This window comes from Paenibacillus sp. Paensp38, from assembly GCF_059491915.1.
Window position 1 is genome coordinate 4,170,114 of the sequence record NZ_CP168516.1, and the last position, 22,947, is coordinate 4,193,060.

Consider the following 22,947-nt stretch of genomic DNA (forward strand, 5'->3'; position numbering starts at 1 on the left):
CCAAATTACAAGTGACAACGTATTTACGCATTTTTGATAGCGTTTACATTAGCTCCTGTTGTTATTTTCCCAAAAGCTGAGAAGCATTGGAATACACAAATCAGGTTTCCTGGGTTTAAAAAACAGTGGGACTCCATCAGCTCATCCCCTCTCGTGTGATTTAATGTACTCGGAAGGCGTCATACCTGCCCATTTTTTGAACACCTGGCTAAAATATTGCGCGTTCCCGCCAAAGCCGAACCATTCGGCCAGCTCAAACACCTTTACATCTCCTGTCTCTCGAATATGCTCAGCCGCACGTTCGATCCGATAACGATTGACGTAGTGTGAGAAGTTTTCCCCAGTCACCTTTTTGAAAATCTTCCCTAAGTAGTCGGAATTCATATACAGCATTTGGCCTGCCACTCCGTTCAGCGACAAATCGGATTTTCTGTAGTTTTGCTCAATAATAGTGATCATTTTATCAACGGTAGAAGATTGGCGATACACATTACTTTTATAATAGATTGCGGTCATTCGTTCGGCAGCTTCCTGTACAAAAGATTTGAGACATGCCAGCGTTTTTTGCTCTGCCAGCACCACCATTCGGCTCGTAAACGCCGCACGCTCTTCTTCAGGGCATATACGGATCATAGCGGCATAGAGCTGAAGCACATAAGAGCGGGTCACAGAGATTTCCAGCTTCATCCGGGACAAAATACCGAATAACCGATCCACTTCCTGTGCAACCTCCACCGTATTTCCAGCCTTGATCAGCAGACCGAACTTTTCCTCGTCCAGCTCCAAATCTGCCATCTCCCGGGTATCCTCAGTCGCTAAATCCTCTTTCGTAATCAGACTGCCCTCCCCGGTGTAAAAACGGTGATTCATACAATGCAGTGTCTCCCGGTACATCCCCCGTGAATGCTGCATACTATCCGACTCACTAACTGCGACCGTTACCTCCAGTTTGTAAAAGCGATGAAATGTCGCACGTACCGCTTCAATCTGTTTCATAAACCGTGACGTATCATCCTCGCTTTCCAGCACGATGAGCAATTGCCCCTGCATGGTCGTACTGAGCAAGACATCATCCATCAAATCTGCCGCTATATTTTGCAATGCAAACAGATGCTCCGGCTCATGGGATTCCTCCACCCGCAGCAGCAGCATTCGAACCTGCTTATCTTGCAATTCAATTCCGAATAACCGCTCATAAAATGCGATATCGCGGCTACCGTAAGTTTTATAGGAAATAAACTCCTTCAAAAAGTGTTCCTTCACATGAGGCAGCATACGCTGAAAATCTAGCTTCATCCGGTTTACAAACTGCTTGCGTTCTTCCTGCTCCTCCCGCTCCTGTCCCAACTCGGTCAGAGCCTCATGAATTTGCCGCTCATTGCATGGCTTCAACAAGTAGTGCTTCACCCCGTATTGCATGGCCCGACAGGCATAATCAAAATCTTTGTAGCCAGACAACAGAATGAAACGGACGTCTGGAAAATGCTCCGTCGTTTTGGCAACCAGTCCGATACCGTCTAGTCCTGGCATAGAGATGTCGCTAATCACAAAATCAGGTGGGCTGGCTTGAATCTGATCATAAGCCTCAATCCCGTTACGTGCCGTGCCAACCAATCTCGTGCCCGCTTTCCCCCAATCAACCACCTGTGATATGCCTTCCAAAATCATACGCTCATCATCAACCAGTAGCACCTTGTACACGACCCTGATCCCCTTTCACATATGGAATACAGACATGAATCGACGTTCCTGTTCCTGACTCGCTATGCAGCTCTATCCCCCAAGGTGTACCAAATGTCAGGTTAATCCGTTCCTGAATATTCGTAAGTCCAATGCCCTGCCCACGAGTCGTAACCTGCCCGCTTCGCAGCTTTTCCAAGAAATCCGGCGTCATTCCCGGTCCGTCATCTTCAACTCGCAGAAATAGAGCACCCTCGCTTTCTCTCGCAATAATAGCAATCTGACAGGGTTCAATTCGCGGCTCCAGCGCATAATGAATGGCATTCTCCACCAAGGGCTGAAGCGTTAGCTTCGGAATTTGTGCATCCATCAGTTCTTCCGGAATATCCAGATGGAAAACGAGACGTTCATCAAAACGTGTTTTTTGGATCGTTACGTAGCTCCTTACAATATCCAGCTCTTTTCGAAGCGGAATCAGCTGCTCCTCAAAACTGACCGCACTGCGCAGTAGAAAAGCAAGTGCTTCCACCATCTCTGAAATCCGGTCCTGTTTATTGGCCTTGGCGAGCCAGTTCACGGACTCTAATGTATTGTATAAAAAATGTGGATTAATCTGGGCCTGGAGCGCCTTTAGCTCTGTTTCCCGCAGTAATAGCTGCTTGGCAACATTCTCATTAATGAGCTCACGAATGCGGCGAATCATTTTCTTGTACGTTCGATGAAGCAAGCCTACCTCATCCTGTGTGGAAAGGGGGACCGCACCAAGTGCTTCCTCTTCCAAACGGTCGAGATCGCCTTTTTCTATTTTACGCATGTTCTGGATTAATTGAACGATCGGTTTGGTAATGCTCCCTGACAATCTAGCCCCCAGAGCCAATGCGATAAGAAGCATAATGACAAAAATAGCGCTTACAACTTCTTTGATAATCGTAATGCTGCGAAACATATCATCGAAGGGGGTCATATGCAAATACGTCCAATCCGTATAAGAAGATTTGATTTGAGCAGCGAAAAAGGTTCCTCCTGAGTAGGTCGCAATCCCGTAAGGCTGCTTCCGGCCCAGCTCGGCCTGAATATCACTCTCACTCAAAAGTGGTGTTTCGGGATAAATCATCCGCCTTCCATCTGTAATCATCAGTTGTCCATCACGACCGGAGGTTTGCACACGGTCCGCTACAATCCGGTCAATTCGTACACGAATCGCAAGCGTTCCGAGCCCATTCAGCGTAAAATTGGAATCGGTAAAGGATTTGAACTGCCGAGCTGCCAGCAAGGAGGAATGACCTGCGGCATACCATGCATTGGAACCGTCATGTTCGTCTGCCAGCTCCGACAGGGTGGATCGAAGCTCTTGGGGAATACCTTCGCGGTTGCCCGCACTCATGACCTGTCCCTCTTTGTCGATGACCATCATAGAATAGACATAGGTTTCAGAGCCGGCAAAGGCGACAAGCCTATTCGTTATTTTTTTACGCAGCACCATTTTGGCATAAGGGGATTTCTCTTTTTCCAATTGCAGCAAATAACGTTGAAGCTGCTCGTCCGTTGTTACCTTGAAAGTAACTTTTTCCACATCCTTCAGCTCATTTTCTATACCGATTGAAGAAATATTGAGTACTTCGGATGTTTTTTTGTACATTTGATTATCATAAATGTGAAATACGTACTTAAGTATGACTGCAACAACTGCAAAATTAACCAGCATAAGCACCGTGATCAGCAGTACCATTTTATGATGGATTCCAGCATTTTTGTAAGCGCTTTTAAAGTAGGTAATCAGTGATTGTCGCCTCCTTTATAACATACAAAATACCCCATGCCTTGGTCATTCGGCAAGAGGTATTTGCATTTGCTTAGCGTTGATCGGTTGGTTTCGATTTGTCCGCCTTGCTCATATATTCGTCGTATCGGTCATCAAGTTCCCGTGCCATACTCCGGTATTTACGCGTTTCCTCAACAATGGGATCGATATGAGTCTGAACCCGCACCTCATATTTAGGGCTGAGCCGTTCCCGCTTTTGGGCCTCATTCTCACGAATTTCGCCTTCCGTCAGCAGTTCACTGAGCTGGCGTTCCAATTCTTCGGATTGACTCATCGCGATTTCCTCCTTTAGGGTGATGGTCCCTACGTAGAATTATAACCCGGTTGCGTCAGCTTCTTTCAGCACTTGAATAAGTTGAGAATGAATAGCTGTATTCGTAGCTGCAATATGCCGTACACTCAGGTCATAAGGTCTGCCCAATGTATCGGTAATGGTACCGCCTGATTCCTGCACCAGCAAAGCGCCCGCTGCTACATCCCACGCATTCAAACCAATTTCGCAATAGGCCGATAACCGTCCCGACGCCACATAAGCCAGATGCAATGCTGCCGAGCCCAGCGCCCGAATGCCGCGTACCTGAGGTGTAAGAACCTGCGTGATTTTCATATTTAGCGGTTGTGCATACGTACGATCTGGCGGGAAGCCGATGCACACCAGACTATCTCCCAGTGTTTCTTCTCTTGAGGCTTGCATGCGATTACCATGCACATATGCGCCTTTTCCTTTTTCCGCTACAAACATTTCATCACGGGACGGATCATAAATAACCCCGACAATCACCTCTCCACGATGGGCCAAGGCAATAGACACACTGTAATACGGCAGACTGTGTACAAAATTGGTCGTGCCATCTACCGGATCAATAATCCATAAATATTCCTCTTCACGGGCAGCCTCTAGTGCGCGGGCCGAAGCTTCGGCTCCCGGCTCTACACCTTCTTCACCCAAAATCGCATGATCGGGAAAATGGGTCAGAATCAGTCTGCGAATCATCTGTTCTGCACCTTTATCTACCTCGGTCACTAGATCCGTAGGAGACTGTTTGGTATTCAAATGTTCAACAGTTCCCAGCTTGCTCTTAATCCATTCCCCGGCTTTGGATGCCGCGTTAATAGCCACGGCCGTATAGCTTTTTCCTGATACGATATAGGGAACCTTTTCGTTTTCATGTTCGTTCAACGTGTTCACTCTACTTTCTATATCATTGTTACGTGGTTTACGAAGCTGGCCTACAGCACAGTCTCTTAACCATCTCTGTTTCAGTACAAGTTTGCTAGTTTACACATTCTAGTATACACAATAAACTGCATAAAGTTTCCCCAAATGAGAGCTTTATCCGCAAAATACTACTTTCTAAGGCATAATTTCTACGGAAGCCCCATCCAGCACTTTGACCCCATTATCTTCCTGAAGACGCAGTTCATTCATCAATCCGAATAACGCTTCATCCTTAAGCTTGGCTTCAAGCATGACATCAATCCGATCCGTATATCCAGCAATATTGCGCAGAAAGGTCAGCAACGGCTCCACCAGAACACCGTCTGCATGACCACGAGGGTCTTTTTCACTTTTGGGACTGGAGGCATGAATTTTGGGCGGCAATGGATGATCAGTAGAAGATCCGGCTTGGGCCAATTCCCCTTTCCAGGTATTCAATATGTCCGGCCATAGCTCCCACGGCTTCTCACCCTCGTTATTGACCCATTGATGATGAATATCGAGAACCATCGGCAAGCCCGTTATTTTGCAAGCTTCCAGTGTTTCCACCGCATTGAATGTTTTATCATCATTTTCCAGCGTCAACCGTTCTCTTAACGAAAGATCCAGAGCACTAACCTGCTCTACAAAACGCTGGCCTGAGGTCACCTTATCTCCGTATGCACCACCAATATGAATGTTGTTCTTGGCTTCGGCACCGAGCCCCATGGCCTCCAGCATCGCTTTGTGGTACTTCAAGTCATTAATGGAGCTCTCCAACACCTCAGGACGGGGAGTGCTTAACACTGTAAAATGATCGGGATGAAACGATACCCTCATCCTATTCGCCTTGACATAGTTCCCAACCTCTGCGAAGTCAGTAGCAAGCGCCTGAAACGGGTCCCAATCCCGCAGATCCTGATGGGTCGCGAGCGGAATCAGCTTGGATGAGAAACGATAGACCTGGATATCACTCGCACGATTATGGCGCAGCAGCCTCAATGTATTATGGAGATTTTCGGCTGCTATCCGTTCTAGCTTGCGGATCGCAGCTTCTCGGTCTCCAATCTTGTTAAAGCTGGCCATCGTCATGGTTTTAGAGGGGGATGCATTTTGCACGGTAACCGACATGGCTACATAACCTAACCTTACGATCATAGGGTGTCTTCCTTTCAGTAGTTCGCAGTAGATGGTAAGGCCGCTTTCGTTCTGTGACCTAAAACCCTTTTCTACTGATCATACCCGGAAAAGCACATGCTGATTCGGTGTTATCGTACAAATTGCAAGAAGCAAACAGCTAGGATTGCTGCTGTGCTCCAAAAAACATTTCATCCGCCAATGCGGTCTGAATTCTTGATTCCTCTTCATTCAGCTTACGAATGAGGATCATTTCAACTTCGGTCACTTCATCGCCCTGGAAATTAATTTCGGCGATACAGCCCACAATCTGCACGATGGCTACTGCCACGTTGTCCACGCTGTAAGCAATGACCTTCTGGCCTGTCGGAAACACGCGCAGCCCGGATTTAACCATTTTGCCACGTCCGTATTCCAGCAGTTCGTAAAGCTCTTGTTCGCTCTTGAATTTGCACACGGAGTTAAATTCAGTTTGAAAGCCCATGTGTAGCCGCCACCTTTCATCATTAAGGGTTGAGTGAAATGCTCAAGTAAGTGCCATATATGAACAAAAAGGAGAGTGATCAGCTCCCCTTTGTTTCGTTTATGAGTTCTCGTAGTGCAGTGCCGACCTGCGCTCATAACGCTCCAGTGCAAGAGCAATCATGCGATCCAGCAGACTTGTATAGGATACGCCAGTTTCTCTCCACAGTAATGGATACATACTGAACGGTGTAAAACCAGGCATCGTATTCACTTCATTAATAAGAATATGTCCGTCCGAGCGTCTGACGAAGAAATCGGCACGGGAAATCCCGCAGCCTTCCAGCGCGCGGAATGCTTGTAATGCGGCTTCACGAATCCGATCTGCCACTTCCTCATCCAACGGTGCCGGAATAAGCATTTCCGATTGGCCATCCGTATATTTGGCAGCATAATCATAATAATCACTCGACGATACAATTTCACCCGGTACCGAGGCAATCGGCTCGTCATTGCCAAGTACGCTGACCTCAATCTCACGGGCATCGACGTACTCCTCGACAATCACCTTCAGGTCAAATTGCAAAGCCAGATCTACAGCCTTTTCCAGCTCTTCTCGGTTGCTGGCTTTGGAAATACCGACACTTGATCCCAGATTGGCCGGTTTGACAAAGCAAGGATAACCTAGCTCGGTTTCCATATTACGTACCAGATCATGACTGGTTTGGGCCCACTGTGTACTATTAAAATAACAGTATTTCACTTGCGGCAATCCTGCATGCTCAAACAGCTTCTTCATGACGCCTTTATCCATACCGGCTGCCGAAGCCAACACTCCTGCACCGACATAAGGCATATCCGCCATTTCGAACAGACCCTGAATCGTTCCGTCCTCGCCAAAGGTGCCGTGCAGCAACGGAAACAGCACATCCAGCGTCTGCTCTCCATACAGCTTGCCGAACAACGTATCTAATGCCGCCTTGGTACCGCCCTCTGCACGTTCCAGCTTCAATTGCTCTACAGAAGCCAGAGGAGCGCTTAATAGCGCCCCTCTACGCCAATCGCCAGCCTTCGTAATATAAAAAGGAATAATCTCGTATTTCTCATAGTTAAATGCGTTCATTACCGCATACGCCGTTTGCAGCGAAACCTCATGTTCGCCCGATTTGCCACCGTACACCAGCCCTACGGTCAATTTTTGATTTGCCATGCCTATCCTCCGCTTTCCTACTTTCGTCATTATGACTGATTTGCGTCACTATACCTGTTATCCATCATCTCATTTAAAAATAGTCGGCGATGTGATAAAAGCGATATACCGTGTTGTCGGTCCACGCATACGAATTTTTATAGTCCCAATAACGATGTCTGGAGCTTACCGTATGCGCATTGACTAGCGGCATGCCGCCCGCATCAAAGGCCGTTACCACCGTGCTGTGCTGAAAGGCTCCGTCACCATCCCAATCGTAAAAAATGACGTCCCCCAGCATGAGCTGCTCCGGTCGACTCACCTGCTCAGCAGTCAAACCCCATGAGCTGGAGCCCAAATACCGCTCCAGACTGTTGGAAACTGCCCAACTGTAGCTCCACAGCTCACGTCCGGCGACCCGTCCTTTATACCACCAGCCCGATTCTCTTTTACCAGTATAGTGGATCGGTGCGCCCCCTGCAAAGAGGCATTGCGAGATATAATTGGTGCAATCCACATCAAAACCTTCAAACTCTGGGTTAAAGCTATCCCACCACTGATCTGCATAAGCCGCTGCTTCTTCACGGCGATATCGGCTGGGACGTGCGGACGTACCAAAGCCCAGCACACCGCGATTCAGCAGCGGCAAACTCCCTCCCTGATTAAACGAAGCCTGTTCAAAAGGAACCTCTCCCCCCGCTGGCTTCCTTTCTGCCGGATCTCGCTCAATTCTCGCTACCTGCCAGGCTTCACCCTCGCGTGTGAACGTCAGACGCTCCCGTTCAATCCGATCCTCCCGGTGAGTCATCCCACCCTTCTCATAAAAGAGTCGGACATGCAGTTGTACATCTACCACAGCCTCATCCGGCGTATCCTGCACCATTCGTAGCGGCTTGGCGCGTGTCTCGCTGCGTAGGGGAACAGCATCCCGTTCGTTGTACCACTGCTCCAATCTGGCCGCACGTGCTGCTCGTTCCATCCGCTGCCCCACCTCCAGATACTCATCCGGCTGCGGTACACCATTCACTTCACTGCGATTGTATTGATTCACGTAAGCAAAAAGGGCCTGTTTCCATTCCCGCTCCCCCATCCCAATCCCTCCATATTCGTCCCGCTATCCTTTTCCGGGGATAACCGGAATGATGTATAACTTCCTTTCTTGCCTCTCTGGTCTGAAATGCTCTCTATCTATAAGTATGAATCTCTAAAGCTTGGTATGAACATCGAAACGCGAGGGAGCGGGACGTTTTATTTTCCAATCTGCAACGCATCATTTAGGCCAAAAAAACTTTACGGAACTGTCTGAAAACGGTATACTTAATCCAAAAGCAATCATTTTGAAATCACGTTTCATCTAATGAAACAAATTGCATTCATCACAACCTCTAACACGTTAAGAAGCACTGAAGATGTAATTGAGAACGCAACCAATTTAAACCAACTGGGCAAGACGTCGAAAAAACGACATCCCTATTTTCCCCCAAGCATTCACTTCAAGGAGGTAATACTTATGTCAGGAAAAGATCAATTCTCCATCGCCCGTAGTCTGGAAGTTAACGGGAAGCCTTATCGCTACTACAGTCTTAAGGCACTGGAGGAACAAGGAAAAAGCGGTATCGCCAAGCTGCCTTTCTCCATTAAAGTGTTGCTGGAAGCCGCGGTTCGCCAATTTGACGGACGCGCCATCACTGAAGAACATGTACAGCAGCTGACAGGCTGGGCTGAGGATCGGGACACCAACAAGGAGATTCCGTTCATTCCTGCACGCATCGTGCTACAGGATTTTACCGGTGTCCCCGTGGTTGTCGATTTGGCAGCTATGCGTGATACGGTGAAAAAAGCGGGCGGGGACCCGAAGCAAATCAATCCGCTCGTTCCCGTCGATCTCGTTATCGACCACTCGGTCATGGTCGATGCTTTCGGTACCAGTGATGCGCTGGATTACAACATTAATGTAGAGTTTGAACGTAACGAGGAGCGGTACCGTTTTCTGCGCTGGGCGCAAACGGCGTTCAACAACTTCCGCGCCGTTCCGCCATCCACAGGTATCGTCCATCAGGTCAATCTGGAATATCTCGCCTCCGTTGCCGCTACCAAAACCATTGACGGTGAAACGGTCGTCTTTCCAGATTCCCTCGTAGGAACAGACTCCCATACCACGATGATTAACGGCCTTGGTGTTGTTGGCTGGGGTGTCGGCGGGATTGAGGCAGAGGCGGGTATGCTGGGGCAACCGCTGTATTTTGTCACTCCCGATGTGATTGGCTTCAAGCTGACAGGCAGTCTGACGGAAGGCTCTACCGCCACCGATCTGGCGCTCACTGTTACACAAATGCTGCGTAAAAAAGGCGTAGTTGGCAAATTCGTAGAGTTTTACGGGCCTGGTCTGGCTAACATCAGCTTGGCTGACCGTGCGACAGTTGCCAACATGGCACCGGAATACGGCGCAACGATTGGTTTCTTCCCGGTCGATGCGGAAACACTGGCCTACCTGCGCAGCACTGGACGTTCCGATGAGCAAGTAAGCCTCGTAGAGGAATATTACAAGGCCCAAGGCATGTTCCGCACATCCGATACACCGGACCCTGTGTTCAGCGATACCATTGAGCTGGATCTAGCTTCGGTTGTACCGAGTCTCGCCGGACCCAAACGTCCGCAGGACCGTGTTGAGCTTGGCCGCATGAAAGAAACGTTTGAAGGCATTATTCGTACCCCGGTGGACAAGGGCGGCTATGGACTGAGCGATGAAAAAATCGCACAGAAGATTCCGCTGACCCATCCGGACGGCTCCACCAGCGAGTTAGGTACAGGAGCAGTCGTTATTGCGGCTATCACAAGCTGCACGAATACCTCCAATCCAAGCGTTATGCTCGGTGCGGGCTTGCTGGCCAAAAAGGCAGTGCAGCGTGGGCTCAAAAAGCCAGGCTATGTTAAAACAAGCTTGACGCCAGGCTCCCTCGTCGTGACGGAATACCTGCAAAAAGCGGGATTAATCGGACCGCTCGAAGCCCTCGGCTTCCATGTAGCAGGCTACGGCTGCGCAACCTGTATCGGTAACTCCGGCCCACTTCCTGACGAAGTGAGTCAAGCTATCACAGACCATGATTTAACGGTTGGCGCAGTTATTTCCGGTAACCGGAACTTTGAAGGCCGTGTGCATGCGCAGGTCAAAGCCAACTATCTCGGCTCACCGCCACTGGTTGTCGCTTATGCGCTGGCAGGTACAGTGAACATTGATTTGGTGAATGATCCGCTCGGTTACGATCAGGACAATCAGCCTGTCTACCTGAAAGACATTTGGCCCACTTCCGAGGAAATCAAGGAAGCCATCAGCCTGTCTCTCAGCCCGGATATGTTCCGTCGCAAATACGAAAATGTATTTACTGCCAATGAAAAATGGAACTCCATTCCGGTTCCTGAAGGCGAACTGTATGAATGGGATGAAAAATCAACTTATATTCAAAATCCACCATTCTTTGAAAAACTTCAGGATGGCGTGCAGGATATCAAGGAAATCCGTAATGCCCGTGTGCTTGCCCTGTTGAATGATTCGGTCACGACGGACCATATCTCACCAGCAGGCAACATTGCTCCTTCCAGCCCGGCAGGACTGTACTTGAAGGAGCATGGCGTGGAACGCAAGGATTTCAACTCCTACGGCTCCCGTCGCGGTAACCACGAGGTCATGATGCGCGGTACATTCGCCAACATCCGTATCCGCAACAATGTGGCTCCAGGTACTGAAGGCGGCGTGACCAAATACTTGCCAACGGATGAGGAAATGTCCATCTATGATGCGTCCATGAAATATCAGGCAGCCGATCAGAACCTGATCGTCATCGCTGGTAAGGAATACGGCACAGGCAGCTCTCGTGACTGGGCGGCCAAAGGTACGCTTCTGCTGGGCGTTAAGGCTGTCATTGCCGAAAGCTTCGAGCGGATTCACCGCAGTAACCTAGTCGGCATGGGTGTACTGCCTCTGCAATTCCAGGAGGGCTATGGCTGGTCCAGCTTGGGCCTCAATGGCCGCGAAACCTTCGACATCCTCGGCATTAACAATGACGTGAAGCCTGGTCAAGAGCTTACAGTTGTGGCTAAACGCGAGGATGGCACAAAGTTCGAATTCCCGGTAATTGCCCGTCTGGACAGCACCGTCGATATCGACTACTACCACAACGGTGGTATTCTGCAAACCGTATTGCGTCAAATGATTCAAGAGTAAAGAGCGTATAAATAACAAAATCCCCTCCAAATGCAGTGGAAACTGCACATTGAGAGGGGATTTTTTACATGCTTCAAGCCTTTAAAAGAAAACATATACCCAAGATTGCAAATACGAGGGTTATAAGAAGTGTGAAGAGACCAGGCAGGCTTTCCATGATTGCAGAGCCTTCTTCGCTCTTGAACTGACGACTGAAATAGGGTTGGAGCATAAGCATAATTATAAAAGATATGAGGCTAATTCCACACAACAACCATACCTCAGGGGAGGATTTGTCAACAAAACGGTCAGCCACATCATTGAAATTGTAGTGGATTGCTACATTCCTAGGCATTCTCGGATACATGAAAAGGTAGATAATGAAAGGCAAAACAGAAATAAGAAAAGACAATACATTAGAAAAATTTAATTTACTTCTCATGGAAATCCCCCTAATATGCCAAATCGATCCGCATTATACAGATATCAGCAGTCTATATTTTTATACCTATGGCTTAGAAAGAGAGAAGTAACAAAACTAATCATCGTCGGTAAACAAGAAGCGAGCACCATACACACATTAACTTCTTGTCCTAATCCTATAGCGATCCCGATTAAGCCAAAGGCTATCCAAATATAAGCAGAGATACGATGCGTCTTCTTCCATGCCTTTTCATTCGAAAGCAGCCATGGGAACTTCAAACCAATTAAACGGTTAGGTGTTAATTTAGTGAATGTGATACCTACTGTTAAGTGCGATATCGCTGAAACCAATAAAACTATATTTAAGGGACTGAAGTAAATAGCATCTGAATACAGTAACATTAAAAAAAGAAAAATAAAATTTAGAACAACAAACACACTGGAACATATTTTACGATATGGAACCAAATTATTTTCAGAAAATTGTTCTCTATGTTTCGAGAATTTTGGATACAAGACAACAATAAGAAAAGAGATAATCATCGCTCCTGATGACACAATAAAAAAAGCTAAAGGGAGCTTTAGCGGGTTCATTGAAGGCAATATAATAAATGAATTTATAAAATGCAATATAATAAATAAAATAGAAATCTGAATCCACGGCTTTTTAAATTCTTTTTTTAAATCATAGTTATTCTCCACTCAAAACAACCTCACTTGGAACTGTTTCTCAGTTGATTTTAGAAGTAAGTGTATTTATAATACTTCATTATAAAAAATGAATATATTTTAATAAAATATATATTATTGTCAGATCATAATGCATATTTTTCAAAAAAATAAGAGATCAAAGTCACATTCACAATATTTTTTTACAAAAAATAGCTTTTCTTCTGTTTCGAAAAGAAGTTATTATCTATCTACCTATTTCGATTATTAAAATAAACATCTCAAAGCAAAAAAGCCGATCCCTCAGGACCGACTTCCTACCCTATTCTCCTATAACCTTACCTTCACACCACCAGTTACTTCGAAATATCCAGAAAACCTTCTCCGAACACGTCCCGCACGTCATGAATGGTGATAAACGCTGCTGTGTCGATGGCTTTCACTATCTTTTTAAGCGCCGATACCTCTTGTTTACTAATGACGATATACAGCACTTCTTTTGGATTTTTAGTGTAATAACCGTGGCCTGACAGGACAGTAACTCCACGATCCATTTTCGTAATGACCATCTCGGCAATTTTATCTTGGTGCTCCGAAATAATCATGACCGCTTTTTTGGGGTTCAGTCCTTCGATCATGAAGTCCATCACCTTCGTACCAACGTACAAAATAACGATAGTTAGCATCAATTTTTCCGGGCCAATAATAAAATAGGAAGAGAATGCGACAATCAAATCAAAAAACAGCAGGCCATAACTGATATTCCAATCCAGATACTTGTTGGCAATCCGGGCTAAAATGACCGTTCCCGCCGTTGTGCCACCTACCCGTACGATTAAGCCAATGCCGACCCCCACCAAAACTCCGGCAAAAACGGCATTAATCGTCGGCTCATGCGAATCAATCCGCCAGTTGACTGTTAAATGTAAAAACAGCGAGTTAAAAGCGACCGCAATGATAGTGTACAAGGTCGTTCTCTTGTCTAAAAATTTATATCCGACAATCAGCAGCAAGCCATTAATCACCAGATTAACGATCGAGGGAGACCACTGAAACAGGTAGTACAGGATGATTGTGACCCCTGTAACACCTCCCTCACCAAACTCATTCGGGATCACAAACAGATTAACAGCTAGCGCGAAAAAAAACGCACCCAGAATAATAAATGCGATGTCTGCAATACATTTTTTCATATATGCTCTAATCCTCTCTCTAACATTTCAAAGGATGAATCGCCAGATCGATTGGCTGACTCTTGTTGTCAAAATACGCTGACAACCAGTTCATGGTATCTACTACCAAACATAAAGTCAATACAACTTTGACACTTTAATTCGCCACCAGACTGCCTCAATCCTGACTTGAGGAGTCCGCAAAACCCTCCTTTTACAAGGTTATTCGACAAAAAAAACACAATCCCGACTACTAAACTAAGAAAACGGGCCTCAAGCCCTTGTTTTAGACCTAGGCACATTTTCCCCTAAAACGACCATCCTCCTAATCGGCATTTTGAACACACATGACCATCTTCCTGTTTTATGTCAAAAGCGTTTTACTTTGAAAAAATGTGGGTATAATGATTGAAACATAACCAAGCAACCTACATAGCATTGCGACATCAAGTACATACAAATAGTCCTATACAGACGTCCTAAGCAACTCAATCTGAATTTGACAATATGGAATTGGAGGAATGATCTACATGAATACAATGAACTTAACCGTCCACACCCTGATGCCCTTTCACCACCAATACCAACGTGCCAACGCGGTGAGTATGCAGAAGAAAGAAGATAGCTCGGAGAAGAAGCTCAGCTTTCAGGACATTTTGAATGAAAAAATGGGTAAAAAATAAGGCGCCGTTTATCCGGTTGCATGACTCGCTTTACATAAGCCAAAAAGCCGTAGTTTCCTACATCGACTGTAGAGAACCACGGCTTTTTTTGATTCATGCGTTCCTAAACTCACACATTCGTTTTACTGACCGCCATCCCGATACTGCTCTGCCTTCTCACGCATCCCAGCGGCCACTGCTTCTTCGGTGTTCAGCCCCTTATCCGCTGCATAGGCGCGAATGTCCTGCGTGATGCGCATACTACAAAATTTGGGGCCGCACATCGAGCAAAAATGTGCTTCCTTGGCTCCCTCTGCTGGTAGCGTTTCATCATGGTAGGACAAGGCCCGCTCGGGATCAAGCGACAGATTGAACTGATCCCGCCAGCGGAACTCAAAGCGTGCCTTGGACAAAGCATCATCCCGCTGCTGCGCCCGTGGATGGCCCTTCGCCAGATCGGCAGCATGTGCTGCAATTTTGTAGGTAATGACACCCTCACGGACATCATCCTTATTCGGAAGACCCAAATGCTCCTTAGGCGTAACATAGCACAGCATGGACGTCCCGAACCAACCGATCATCGCCGCCCCGATGGCTGAGGTAATATGATCATATCCGGGGGCAATATCCGTCGTGAGCGGTCCCAAGGTATAGAAAGGAGCTTCCTTACAAATCTCCATTTGCAAATCCACATTCTCTTTGATTTTATGCATAGGGACATGTCCCGGCCCCTCAATCATGACCTGAACATCATGCTTCCATGCGATTTGCGTTAGCTCGCCCAACGTTTCCAGCTCTGCAAACTGTGCTTCATCATTCGCATCATAGATACTACCTGGACGTAGACCATCCCCGAGAGAAAAGGCCACATCATAGGCTTTCATAATTTCGCAGATTTCTTCAAAATGTGTATACAAAAAATTCTCCTGATGGTGCGCAAGGCACCAGGCTGCCATGATCGACCCGCCACGGGACACAATTCCCGTCATTCTATTCGCCGTCATCGGTATATACCGCAGCAATACACCCGCATGAATTGTAAAATAGTCCACTCCCTGCTCCGCCTGCTCGATCAGCGTATCGCGATACAACTCCCACGTCAGCGCTTCTGCTTCGCCGTTCACCTTTTCAAGTGCCTGATACAGCGGCACAGTTCCAATCGGTACAGGAGAATTCCGAATGATCCATTCACGTGTGGTATGGATATTACGGCCTGTGGATAGGTCCATAACTGTATCCGAGCCCCAACGCACAGCCCAGGTCATTTTCTCCACTTCCTCCTCAATCGAGGAGGTAACCGCAGAATTACCAATGTTCGCATTGATCTTCACATGAAAATGACGCCCAATGACCATCGGCTCACTTTCCGGGTGATTGATATTCGAAGGCAAAATGGCTCGTCCAGCCGCCAATTCCTGCCGTACAAACTCAGGCTCCACCCCTTCGCGGATCGCCGCAAATTCCATTTCGGGCGTAATGATCCCTTGCCGTGCATAATGCATTTGCGTCACTGTACGACCTTGCGAAGCACGAAACGGACGGTTGGTCACGCCGGGAAATTCAACTGTCTCCCGTTTGGAGCCAGGTTTCAGTCCATTATCCTCCGGTTTGACGGCGCGTCCCTCGTAAGCCTCCACATCGCCCCGTTCCAGTGCCCAAGCTCGCCGTAATGGAGGCAGGCCCTGACGGATATCGACCTGATAGGCTTCGTCAGTCATGGGACCGCTCGTATCGTACACACGCAATGGCTCATGATGCTCCGTGCCCTGCGGCGTATGTGTAGGATGAAGAGCAATTTCCCGCTCTGGGACGGCAATGTCCGGCCGCGAGCCTTGAATATATACCTTACGGCTCCCTGGAAAGGGCGTTACCCCACTGGCTTGCTCCCCGTTTGTTCTCTCTACCTCAACTTCTTTTGTTGCTTTTGTTCCTTCTACTTCTGTCGGCTTCATTGTCCATTCCTCCTGTTTCGATGAAATGACACACCGATCCGGAACCATTCCCAGGGTGGCGCTGATCTATGCAAAAAAGCCGGTTCCCGAGGGAACCGGCTAATCTAACGAGGCAGCTATCCAGACCGTGCACATGTGGAATAATCCTATTCCAATGCGTCACCGTAGACAGCAGCTGCGTATACATTTCAATGGCCGATTACTTCCCTACGCTGGTATGATCCAGATCAGGTGCAAAGGGTCCGGAATCTTGCACGATTCCATCTCAGCCCGGCATTACAGGCTCCCCCAGTAACTGTGATACTTCTATTCACATGAGGCGGACATAACAGACATCCCGCCATCCTTATCAGATTACTTCAAATTTATGGCTTTGGCAACCCTTCTAGGTTCCATTTAGCAAGGAGACGCTCCTCATCAAATCACTCTGCTTGCTTCAACTGCATTCATTCTTGTTACGGAAGCATAAGCCCCATTTCCTTCGCCGCTTCGATCAAAATCGGAGCAAAGTCATGTAGCGTCTCGGGTGCAAGCCGGCTGACCGGACCGGATACAGATAAAGCCGCAGTGACCTGTCCCTTCCGGTTCACAATTGGTGCGGCCACAGCAGCGGCCCCTGGCTCCCGTTCTTCATAGCTGGTCGCATAGCCCTTCTCGCGAATGTCCTGCAGCTGGGCTTTATAGACCTCCGCGTCTACCGAGGGCGGCCATTCATTCCCGCTTAGCAGGGCTTCCAGCTCCTGCGGCGGCATAAAGGCAGCCAGCACCTTACTGGAGGCTCCTACAGCCAGCGGCATACGCGCACCCACAGGCGCAACCCTGCGGATCGCCTGATTGCTCTGCACGGCTTGTATGCGAATACGCATGTTGCCGTCCCGTAAGTACAAGCTGACCGTTTCGCCCAGACGGTCACGCAGTCCTTCCATTGCAGGCTGTAACAACACCGCCGGCTCGTCACTTTGGGACAAATGTGTGGATAGCTCCCAAATGCGGAAGCCAAGTCGATATTTTTCCGTTTCGGCATTCCGAACGACAAAGCCCCGATCCTCCAACGTAGTCAGCAGCCGATGAACCGTGCTTTTATGTAGACCAATTTTGGAGGCAATCTCCGTTAGGCCAAGATCCGAATCTGCGGTAAAACACAGCAATATATCAAGTGCACGCTCTACAGCGCGAACGGTTAATTTACGGTCTTCCATTCGTGAACCGCTCCTCTTGTATCCATATTCGTTTCACACTATGAAACATGGTTACATAAATTATATAGAATAGTCGCGGCTACTGTAAACCGATGTTTTTGTGACAACCATATTACAGAACGAGAACAAACATCGACAATTCTTTGCATCATTTTTACTTTTCCGGTTCAGGCGTTGACTTTGGATAACCCCCATCATACGATAATAGGTATCTATACGGATATACACTATCATTTTCAAGTGGAATTATACCTAAATTCTATTGAAACGAAGATCAATTTTATATAAGGAGGCTCTTACATGATTTCTACATCCCAGCGCAACTCTCAGCTACAGACCGCTGTTCAGGAGCCGTCCACCCCACTCTTTAATCCCCGTCTGCTGCGGTTCAAGCACGTTGTGATTGCTCTGCTGCTGTCGGTCGTTTTTTTTCTGTTGTTTTGTTTTATTGCCTTGCATGCTTACATCGCATGGGTACTTACGAATCCTACCGTCGCGCCGCTGTACTCTAATCCGATGCAGGCCAAAAACATGCCTTATGAGGAAGTCAGCTTCCCTGCCAAGGATGGTAGCCGCATGGTACAAGGCTGGTATATCCCGGCGGATCAATCGCGGAAAACGATTATTTTCAGCCATGGTTATGGAGCTAACCGCGAAGAAAGCTGGATTCCCATGTATGATCTGGCGCATTATGCCCACAGTTTGAACTTTAATGTGGTCATGTTCGATTATGGATTCGCGTCACAAAACAGCAAATCAGTCGCAACCGGAGGCAAAGCGGAATCCCAGCAGCTTCTCGGAGCGATCCAGCTTGCGAAGCAACGCGGCTCGTCGGAGATTATCGTATGGGGCTTCTCCATGGGGGCAGGAACCGCTCTTCAGGCGGGCTTGCAAACCAAGGATGTGGACGCAATGATTTTGGACAGCACTTTCCTGTTGGAGCCGGATACGCTGTACCATAACATTCACAATCAAATTAACCTGCCAAGACATCCGTCTTTGGAAATTCTGGAGTTGCTGTTTCCAGTCTTGAACGGCACCAGCTTGCATCAGATTCCATATCAGGAGGTTAAAAAGGAAAACTATCCGTTCCCGATCATGTTTGTGCATGGTACACAGGATGAAAAGGCTCCTTATCCTATTGCGGAAAAGCTCGCTGCCAATCAAACCAACCCACTTTCCAGTGTATGGATTGTCAAAAACGGAATACATGAGCTTATTTTCAGAGAGCATCCCCGTGAATATCTACGGCGGGTATCGACGTTTCTAAGCAGTGTACAGGAGCTGGAGGACAAGAAAACGATCGCTGATGCCCACAAACAAACGACTACAAAGTAAAGAATTATTTTTCAAAAAAACTGTATTTAATTCTTCACCTTGAAGAAGCCTGCCTACGGACACTAACCCGTGCCGTAGCTGGGCTTCTTTTTCGTTTACCATGGTATTCTTGTTCTACGTAACAGATGTGACCAAATTAAGCGAGTTCATAGACATATTCCCGATAGGACAGCGAATATACTGGGTACGTATGCATCCAGGGCAGATCTGCCAGATCCGCCGGATAGCCATAGTGGGATACGGGAGGTATAAAACGATGCTGAGTACTTATGGGTCTTTCCTGCCCTTACGTGTGCTGGAGGAAATTCGGCATTGGAAGCAGCAGGAAAGTTGGCATGTGGAAGTGATTAAATCCGCTACCGAGGGACTGGAGCCTACTTATGTACGGCTGCTGGATGATTGGCGGACTGTATTCGAACAGACGGAACGCACCGCCATAGAGTTGCTTGAAGAGCAACGGAGCGCACTTGATCCGGCAGATCAGGCGTGGCATCAGGAATGGAAACAGCTGTCGGCTGCCCCACAAGCACATACACACGAATTCACTGAACCTCCAAAACAGTCAAGGGGATTAGACGCATCATCATCTGTAAAGATGCCATCGTCAGAGTCAGCATTAAACGCTCAGCCTGACTCACAAGAATTAAATCGTCGATTGGACGATTTGCTACAAACCGCAAACCGCCAGTCACAGGAGTATGTACGGCAGCTCGGTCTGCTGAGCGAGCACAGTCATGCATTGCGTCAGCAGCCAAAATCCGCTGGAGTTGTATTACACGCGGCACATGAAAGCCAATATTTCCTGATCTCGACAACCCCCTTTCAAGAACCTGGCTCCATCGCAAGGGCTGCTGGGTTGTATCATGTAGCGACAGAGGGTGAGAATTACCCAGAGGAAGCGTTTCGAGAACGTCAGGCAGGCATAAGGGGAGAAGGCACATGGACGACTAAAGGCGTCAAATCCAGCCAGGCTCAACCTTCGGCAACGGAAAAAACCTCAATCGGCCGGTCGGTTCCTATTGGAGGACATCGACTCCCACCGCTCCCTTACCCCTATAATGCGCTTGAACCGTATATTGATGAAAAAACGATGCGCATTCACCATGACAAGCATCATTTGAGCTATGTGAATGACCTGAATAAAGCGGAAAAGAAGCTGGAAGAAGCCCGAAAAACAGGTAATTTTGATCTCGTAAAACATTGGGAACGCGAACTGGCATTCAACGGCGCAGGCCATTATCTGCATACTCTTTTTTGGACGATCATGAGTCCTCAAGGCGGTGGAAACCCAAGCGGACCGCTGGCTGAACAGATTAAAAAAGATTTTGGCAGCTACGATGCATTCAAAAAACAATTCAGTTCGGCAGCCGAAAAGGTCGAGGGTGGCGGCTGGGCGATCCTGGTATGGAGTCCGCGCGCGGGACGGCTTGAAATTTTGCAGGCCGAAAAGCACCAGAATCTGACTCAATGGGAGTCCATTCCGCTGCTGGCGATAGATGTGTGGGAACACGCATATTACTTAAAGCATCAAAACGAGCGCAACAAATACATTGAGGATTGGTGGCATGTCGTTAACTGGCCTGAAGTGGAAGCACGCTACGATCAAGCCTCCAAGCTGAGATGGCAACCCTTCTAGAGGTTGTTCAAAAAGTCGTCTTTCCATAACGAAGCTATTCAAGAAGCGGATTCGACGTCGAATCTTGAATTCAGCCGGGCCTTCCGTTGCTCACGTAGATCTGTCTACGCTCCGCTACTCAGTCCCTAGCTTCATCCAACTTTCTCGGTCCTGAAAAGCCGACTTTTTGAACACGCACTAATAGGCTTCTAAGCTAAAGATAAACTACACCTGCAAATCGTATCGCTCTCTGAGCGATGCCATTTGTTCGGTCCATCCTTCCGGTTGTACCAGCCAGCTATCGGCAGGTAAAATGGCTGTCTGGCTCTCGACGACACGGCGCAAAGATGCCGTGTACGCCTCAACAGACGGCACTCCAGCCAGCTCTGCCAGGCTACCCATCGTTGCTGGATTCACCCGGGGGTAATCCTGCTGCTGCACGCCTGTCGACGTATCTCCGGCTGCCTCTGTATAGAATTGCTGTACCGCCTGTGCACGCTCTGCACCGCTGCCCTCAATCATCACGAAGGCTGTGATGATATACGCCTTGGCTTGACGTCGCTGTGCAATGCCGCAAAACTTGCGGCCCCGGACGCTGACATCGTAATCCCCGGGACAGAAGGACCCGGGGATTTCTCCGGTCTGCGCCTCGCCAGACCACGGAACCAGCGCATCGGCAATTAGCGCTGCCATGAGCCGAAAATCTTCATGCAGGCTGATGGCCCGCTGTGGATTCGGCAGGATCAAGGACAGGTTCAGCACCCCCCTGTCCAGCATGACGGCTGCTCCACCTGAGGGGCGTACGCATACCGAAGTTCCCGCGTTGCGCACTCGCTCCATCGCTTGTGGGGCGTAAGAGAGCCTGCGGTCCCGGTGACCGATCACAAGCGCTGACGGATGCCGCCAAAGATGCAAAATGGGTGCAGCTCCTTTCCCTACTTGCCGACAGGCCAGCTCCTCCCAAGCCAGCGGAGACAAAACGTCCTCCTGAGTGTCCGCAAGTGGTGCTTCAAACCACTGCAACTCAGGCAAAGCTGTTGTTTTTTCTGTTGATCTATGTACATTCTCCATACGTTATCCCCTATCTATAAAAATAACTGTTATCCATAGGCTAATCGTAATTTTAAGGCGGCTATCCCGTCGTTTATATCTGATGTTAACAAAAAAAGGTGGCTACGCCTATGCGTAAACCACCCTTTTTTGTTCATCACATAAACGTCTTGCGATGTTCGATCAATCCTTAAGCAGCGACAGAAACTCTGCGCGCTGCGCTGCATCATCACGAAACGTACCGCGTACCGCAGACGTTACTGTTTTGCTACCAGGCTTTTTGACACCTCTTGCACACATGCACAGGTGCTCGCCTTCTACGACTACCATAACCCCGTGAGCGGAGACCGCTTCATTTAAAATATCAGCGATCTGTGAAGTAATACGCTCCTGTACCTGCAATCGGCGGGTCACTGCCTCTACCAGGCGTGCAAGCTTGCTCAATCCTACAATTTTGCCGCTGGGTACATAGCCGATATGCACTTTTCCGAAGAAAGGAGCCATATGGTGCTCACACTGGCTGTAATAGACGATGTCCTTCACGATCACAAGCTCCTCGTGATTCTCGTCAAATGTCACACCCAGCGCATCCCGGGGATCAACCTCATAACCCGCAAATATTTCCTCATACATGCGCGCAACGCGTGCCGGTGTTTCCAACAACCCTTCACGCTTGGGGTCCTCACCGATCAGTTGTAAAATCTGCTCCACATGGTACTCGATTTTATCCCGGTTATCCGCAGCTTTGCGGTTAATATAATCTTTTACGCCAGCCACAGTAATCCTCCTCTATGCAGCAACCTCATGCGGCATCCGTACTCACGTTGCTCATTATTTCCGACGGCCCTGATTTTTACGCGGACCAGGCTGATTTTTGGAGAACTGTTGGTTCTTCATCATCTGCTGGGCTTTTTGCATTTGTTTCCCATTCAGGTTGTAACCCATCTGTTTGGCCATTTTTTGCAGCGTTTCAGGGTCGTTTTGCATCTTTTCAAGCTGTTTACGAAGATAATAAGCACCGATGAAAAATCCCCCAACCAAACCAGCAATCAGGGTAATAATCGGAATGACAATATTCCACACCACGAAGTCGTCACCTCTGTATATTTATATGAAACATCTTGAATTACACACGAACCTATCATAGCAAAACATGGGACAGCTAGCAAATCACTTTT

The 22,947-nt window shown here is 48.0% G+C and carries 20 protein-coding genes and 1 riboswitch; of the genes, 4 read left to right on the forward strand and 16 right to left on the reverse strand.

The genetic code is table 11. The features are described 5' to 3' along the window. Positions 1 to 141: 141 nt before the first annotated feature. The 8 genes from ACEN8J_RS18480 to ACEN8J_RS18515 all read right to left on the reverse strand — a co-directional run bounded on the left by ACEN8J_RS18480 (position 142) and on the right by ACEN8J_RS18515 (position 8,578). A complete protein-coding gene (locus tag ACEN8J_RS18480; protein WP_340931313.1) occupies positions 142 to 1,701 on the reverse strand; it encodes a response regulator transcription factor in 1,560 nt (519 codons plus the stop codon). Continuing rightward, complete coding sequence (locus ACEN8J_RS18485) at positions 1,679 to 3,409, reverse strand: sensor histidine kinase (RefSeq protein WP_209018226.1); 1,731 nt, start codon at positions 3,407 to 3,409, stop codon at positions 1,679 to 1,681. The genes ACEN8J_RS18480 and ACEN8J_RS18485 overlap by 23 nt, the downstream gene beginning before the upstream one ends. 124 nt (positions 3,410 to 3,533) lie before the next feature. Then, positions 3,534 to 3,776 (reverse strand): hypothetical protein, encoded by a 243-nt coding sequence (locus tag ACEN8J_RS18490; protein ID WP_029515768.1) that lies wholly within the window; start codon positions 3,774 to 3,776, stop codon positions 3,534 to 3,536. Positions 3,777 to 3,815: 39 nt separating this feature from the next. Continuing rightward, positions 3,816 to 4,682 (reverse strand): inositol monophosphatase family protein, encoded by an 867-nt coding sequence (locus tag ACEN8J_RS18495; protein ID WP_029515769.1) that lies wholly within the window; start codon positions 4,680 to 4,682, stop codon positions 3,816 to 3,818. 174 nt (positions 4,683 to 4,856) lie between these two features. Next, complete coding sequence (uvsE, locus tag ACEN8J_RS18500) at positions 4,857 to 5,858, reverse strand: UV DNA damage repair endonuclease UvsE (protein ID WP_029515770.1); 1,002 nt, start codon at positions 5,856 to 5,858, stop codon at positions 4,857 to 4,859. A 139-nt stretch (positions 5,859 to 5,997) separates the two neighbouring features. Next, entirely contained in the window at positions 5,998 to 6,321 is a 324-nt protein-coding gene (locus ACEN8J_RS18505) for a hypothetical protein (RefSeq protein ID WP_007428793.1), read from the reverse strand. A gap of 99 nt (positions 6,322 to 6,420) precedes the next feature. Further along, positions 6,421 to 7,509 carry a D-alanine--D-alanine ligase gene (locus ACEN8J_RS18510; RefSeq protein WP_029515771.1) on the reverse strand — a complete coding sequence of 363 codons (1,089 nt, stop codon included), beginning with the start codon at positions 7,507 to 7,509 and terminating at the stop codon, positions 6,421 to 6,423. A gap of 73 nt (positions 7,510 to 7,582) precedes the next feature. Further along, positions 7,583 to 8,578: an amidase domain-containing protein gene (locus tag ACEN8J_RS18515; RefSeq protein ID WP_495593836.1), complete on the reverse strand. Its 996-nt coding sequence runs from the start codon at positions 8,576 to 8,578 to the stop codon at positions 7,583 to 7,585. 420 nt (positions 8,579 to 8,998) lie between these two features. Between ACEN8J_RS18515 and acnA the strand changes: the two genes are divergently transcribed. Beyond that, the gene (acnA, locus tag ACEN8J_RS18520; RefSeq protein ID WP_029515773.1) at positions 8,999 to 11,710 is read left to right on the forward strand and encodes an aconitate hydratase AcnA; all 2,712 of its coding nucleotides are present in this window, start codon (positions 8,999 to 9,001) and stop codon (positions 11,708 to 11,710) included. A gap of 73 nt (positions 11,711 to 11,783) precedes the next feature. On the opposite strand, the gene ACEN8J_RS18525 is transcribed toward acnA, so the two are convergent. From ACEN8J_RS18525 to ACEN8J_RS18535, 3 genes are all read right to left on the reverse strand, one after another. After that, entirely contained in the window at positions 11,784 to 12,131 is a 348-nt protein-coding gene (locus ACEN8J_RS18525; RefSeq protein ID WP_069011282.1) for a DUF1648 domain-containing protein, read from the reverse strand. A gap of 44 nt (positions 12,132 to 12,175) precedes the next feature. Then, positions 12,176 to 12,814 (reverse strand): SdpI family protein, encoded by a 639-nt coding sequence (locus ACEN8J_RS18530; RefSeq protein WP_495593837.1) that lies wholly within the window; start codon positions 12,812 to 12,814, stop codon positions 12,176 to 12,178. A gap of 323 nt (positions 12,815 to 13,137) precedes the next feature. Continuing rightward, positions 13,138 to 13,974 (reverse strand): YitT family protein, encoded by an 837-nt coding sequence (locus ACEN8J_RS18535; protein WP_029515776.1) that lies wholly within the window; start codon positions 13,972 to 13,974, stop codon positions 13,138 to 13,140. A 509-nt stretch (positions 13,975 to 14,483) separates the two neighbouring features. On the opposite strand from ACEN8J_RS18535, the gene ACEN8J_RS18540 reads away from it, so the two are divergent. Then, positions 14,484 to 14,636, forward strand: a complete 153-nt coding sequence (locus tag ACEN8J_RS18540; protein WP_010348453.1) for a hypothetical protein — start codon at positions 14,484 to 14,486, stop codon at positions 14,634 to 14,636. Positions 14,637 to 14,758: 122 nt separating this feature from the next. Here ACEN8J_RS18540 and thiC read toward each other — a convergent pair whose 3' ends face one another. Both thiC and ACEN8J_RS18550 read right to left on the reverse strand, forming a co-directional pair. Beyond that, positions 14,759 to 16,567 (reverse strand): phosphomethylpyrimidine synthase ThiC, encoded by a 1,809-nt coding sequence (gene thiC, locus ACEN8J_RS18545; protein ID WP_340931311.1) that lies wholly within the window; start codon positions 16,565 to 16,567, stop codon positions 14,759 to 14,761. Between the two features lie 187 nt (positions 16,568 to 16,754). Further along, positions 16,755 to 16,867, reverse strand: a riboswitch (TPP riboswitch). 155 nt (positions 16,868 to 17,022) lie between these two features. Next, entirely contained in the window at positions 17,023 to 17,766 is a 744-nt protein-coding gene (locus ACEN8J_RS18550; RefSeq protein WP_165150762.1) for an IclR family transcriptional regulator, read from the reverse strand. A 300-nt stretch (positions 17,767 to 18,066) separates the two neighbouring features. Between ACEN8J_RS18550 and ACEN8J_RS18555 the strand changes: the two genes are divergently transcribed. After that, the gene (locus ACEN8J_RS18555; protein ID WP_029515779.1) at positions 18,067 to 19,104 is read left to right on the forward strand and encodes an alpha/beta hydrolase; all 1,038 of its coding nucleotides are present in this window, start codon (positions 18,067 to 18,069) and stop codon (positions 19,102 to 19,104) included. Positions 19,105 to 19,360: 256 nt separating this feature from the next. Continuing rightward, positions 19,361 to 20,740, forward strand: coding sequence for a Fe-Mn family superoxide dismutase (locus ACEN8J_RS18560; RefSeq protein ID WP_029515780.1), 1,380 nt, complete (start codon positions 19,361 to 19,363; stop codon positions 20,738 to 20,740). 204 nt (positions 20,741 to 20,944) lie between these two features. Here the strand turns inward: ACEN8J_RS18560 and ACEN8J_RS18565 are convergent, their stop codons facing one another. From ACEN8J_RS18565 to ACEN8J_RS18575, 3 genes are all read right to left on the reverse strand, one after another. Then, positions 20,945 to 21,790 (reverse strand): lipoate--protein ligase family protein, encoded by an 846-nt coding sequence (locus ACEN8J_RS18565; protein WP_340931310.1) that lies wholly within the window; start codon positions 21,788 to 21,790, stop codon positions 20,945 to 20,947. Between the two features lie 162 nt (positions 21,791 to 21,952). Further along, positions 21,953 to 22,546, reverse strand: a complete 594-nt coding sequence (folE, locus tag ACEN8J_RS18570; protein WP_013308743.1) for a GTP cyclohydrolase I FolE — start codon at positions 22,544 to 22,546, stop codon at positions 21,953 to 21,955. A gap of 54 nt (positions 22,547 to 22,600) precedes the next feature. After that, complete coding sequence (locus ACEN8J_RS18575; protein WP_013308742.1) at positions 22,601 to 22,855, reverse strand: YneF family protein; 255 nt, start codon at positions 22,853 to 22,855, stop codon at positions 22,601 to 22,603. Positions 22,856 to 22,947 lie beyond the last annotated feature (92 nt).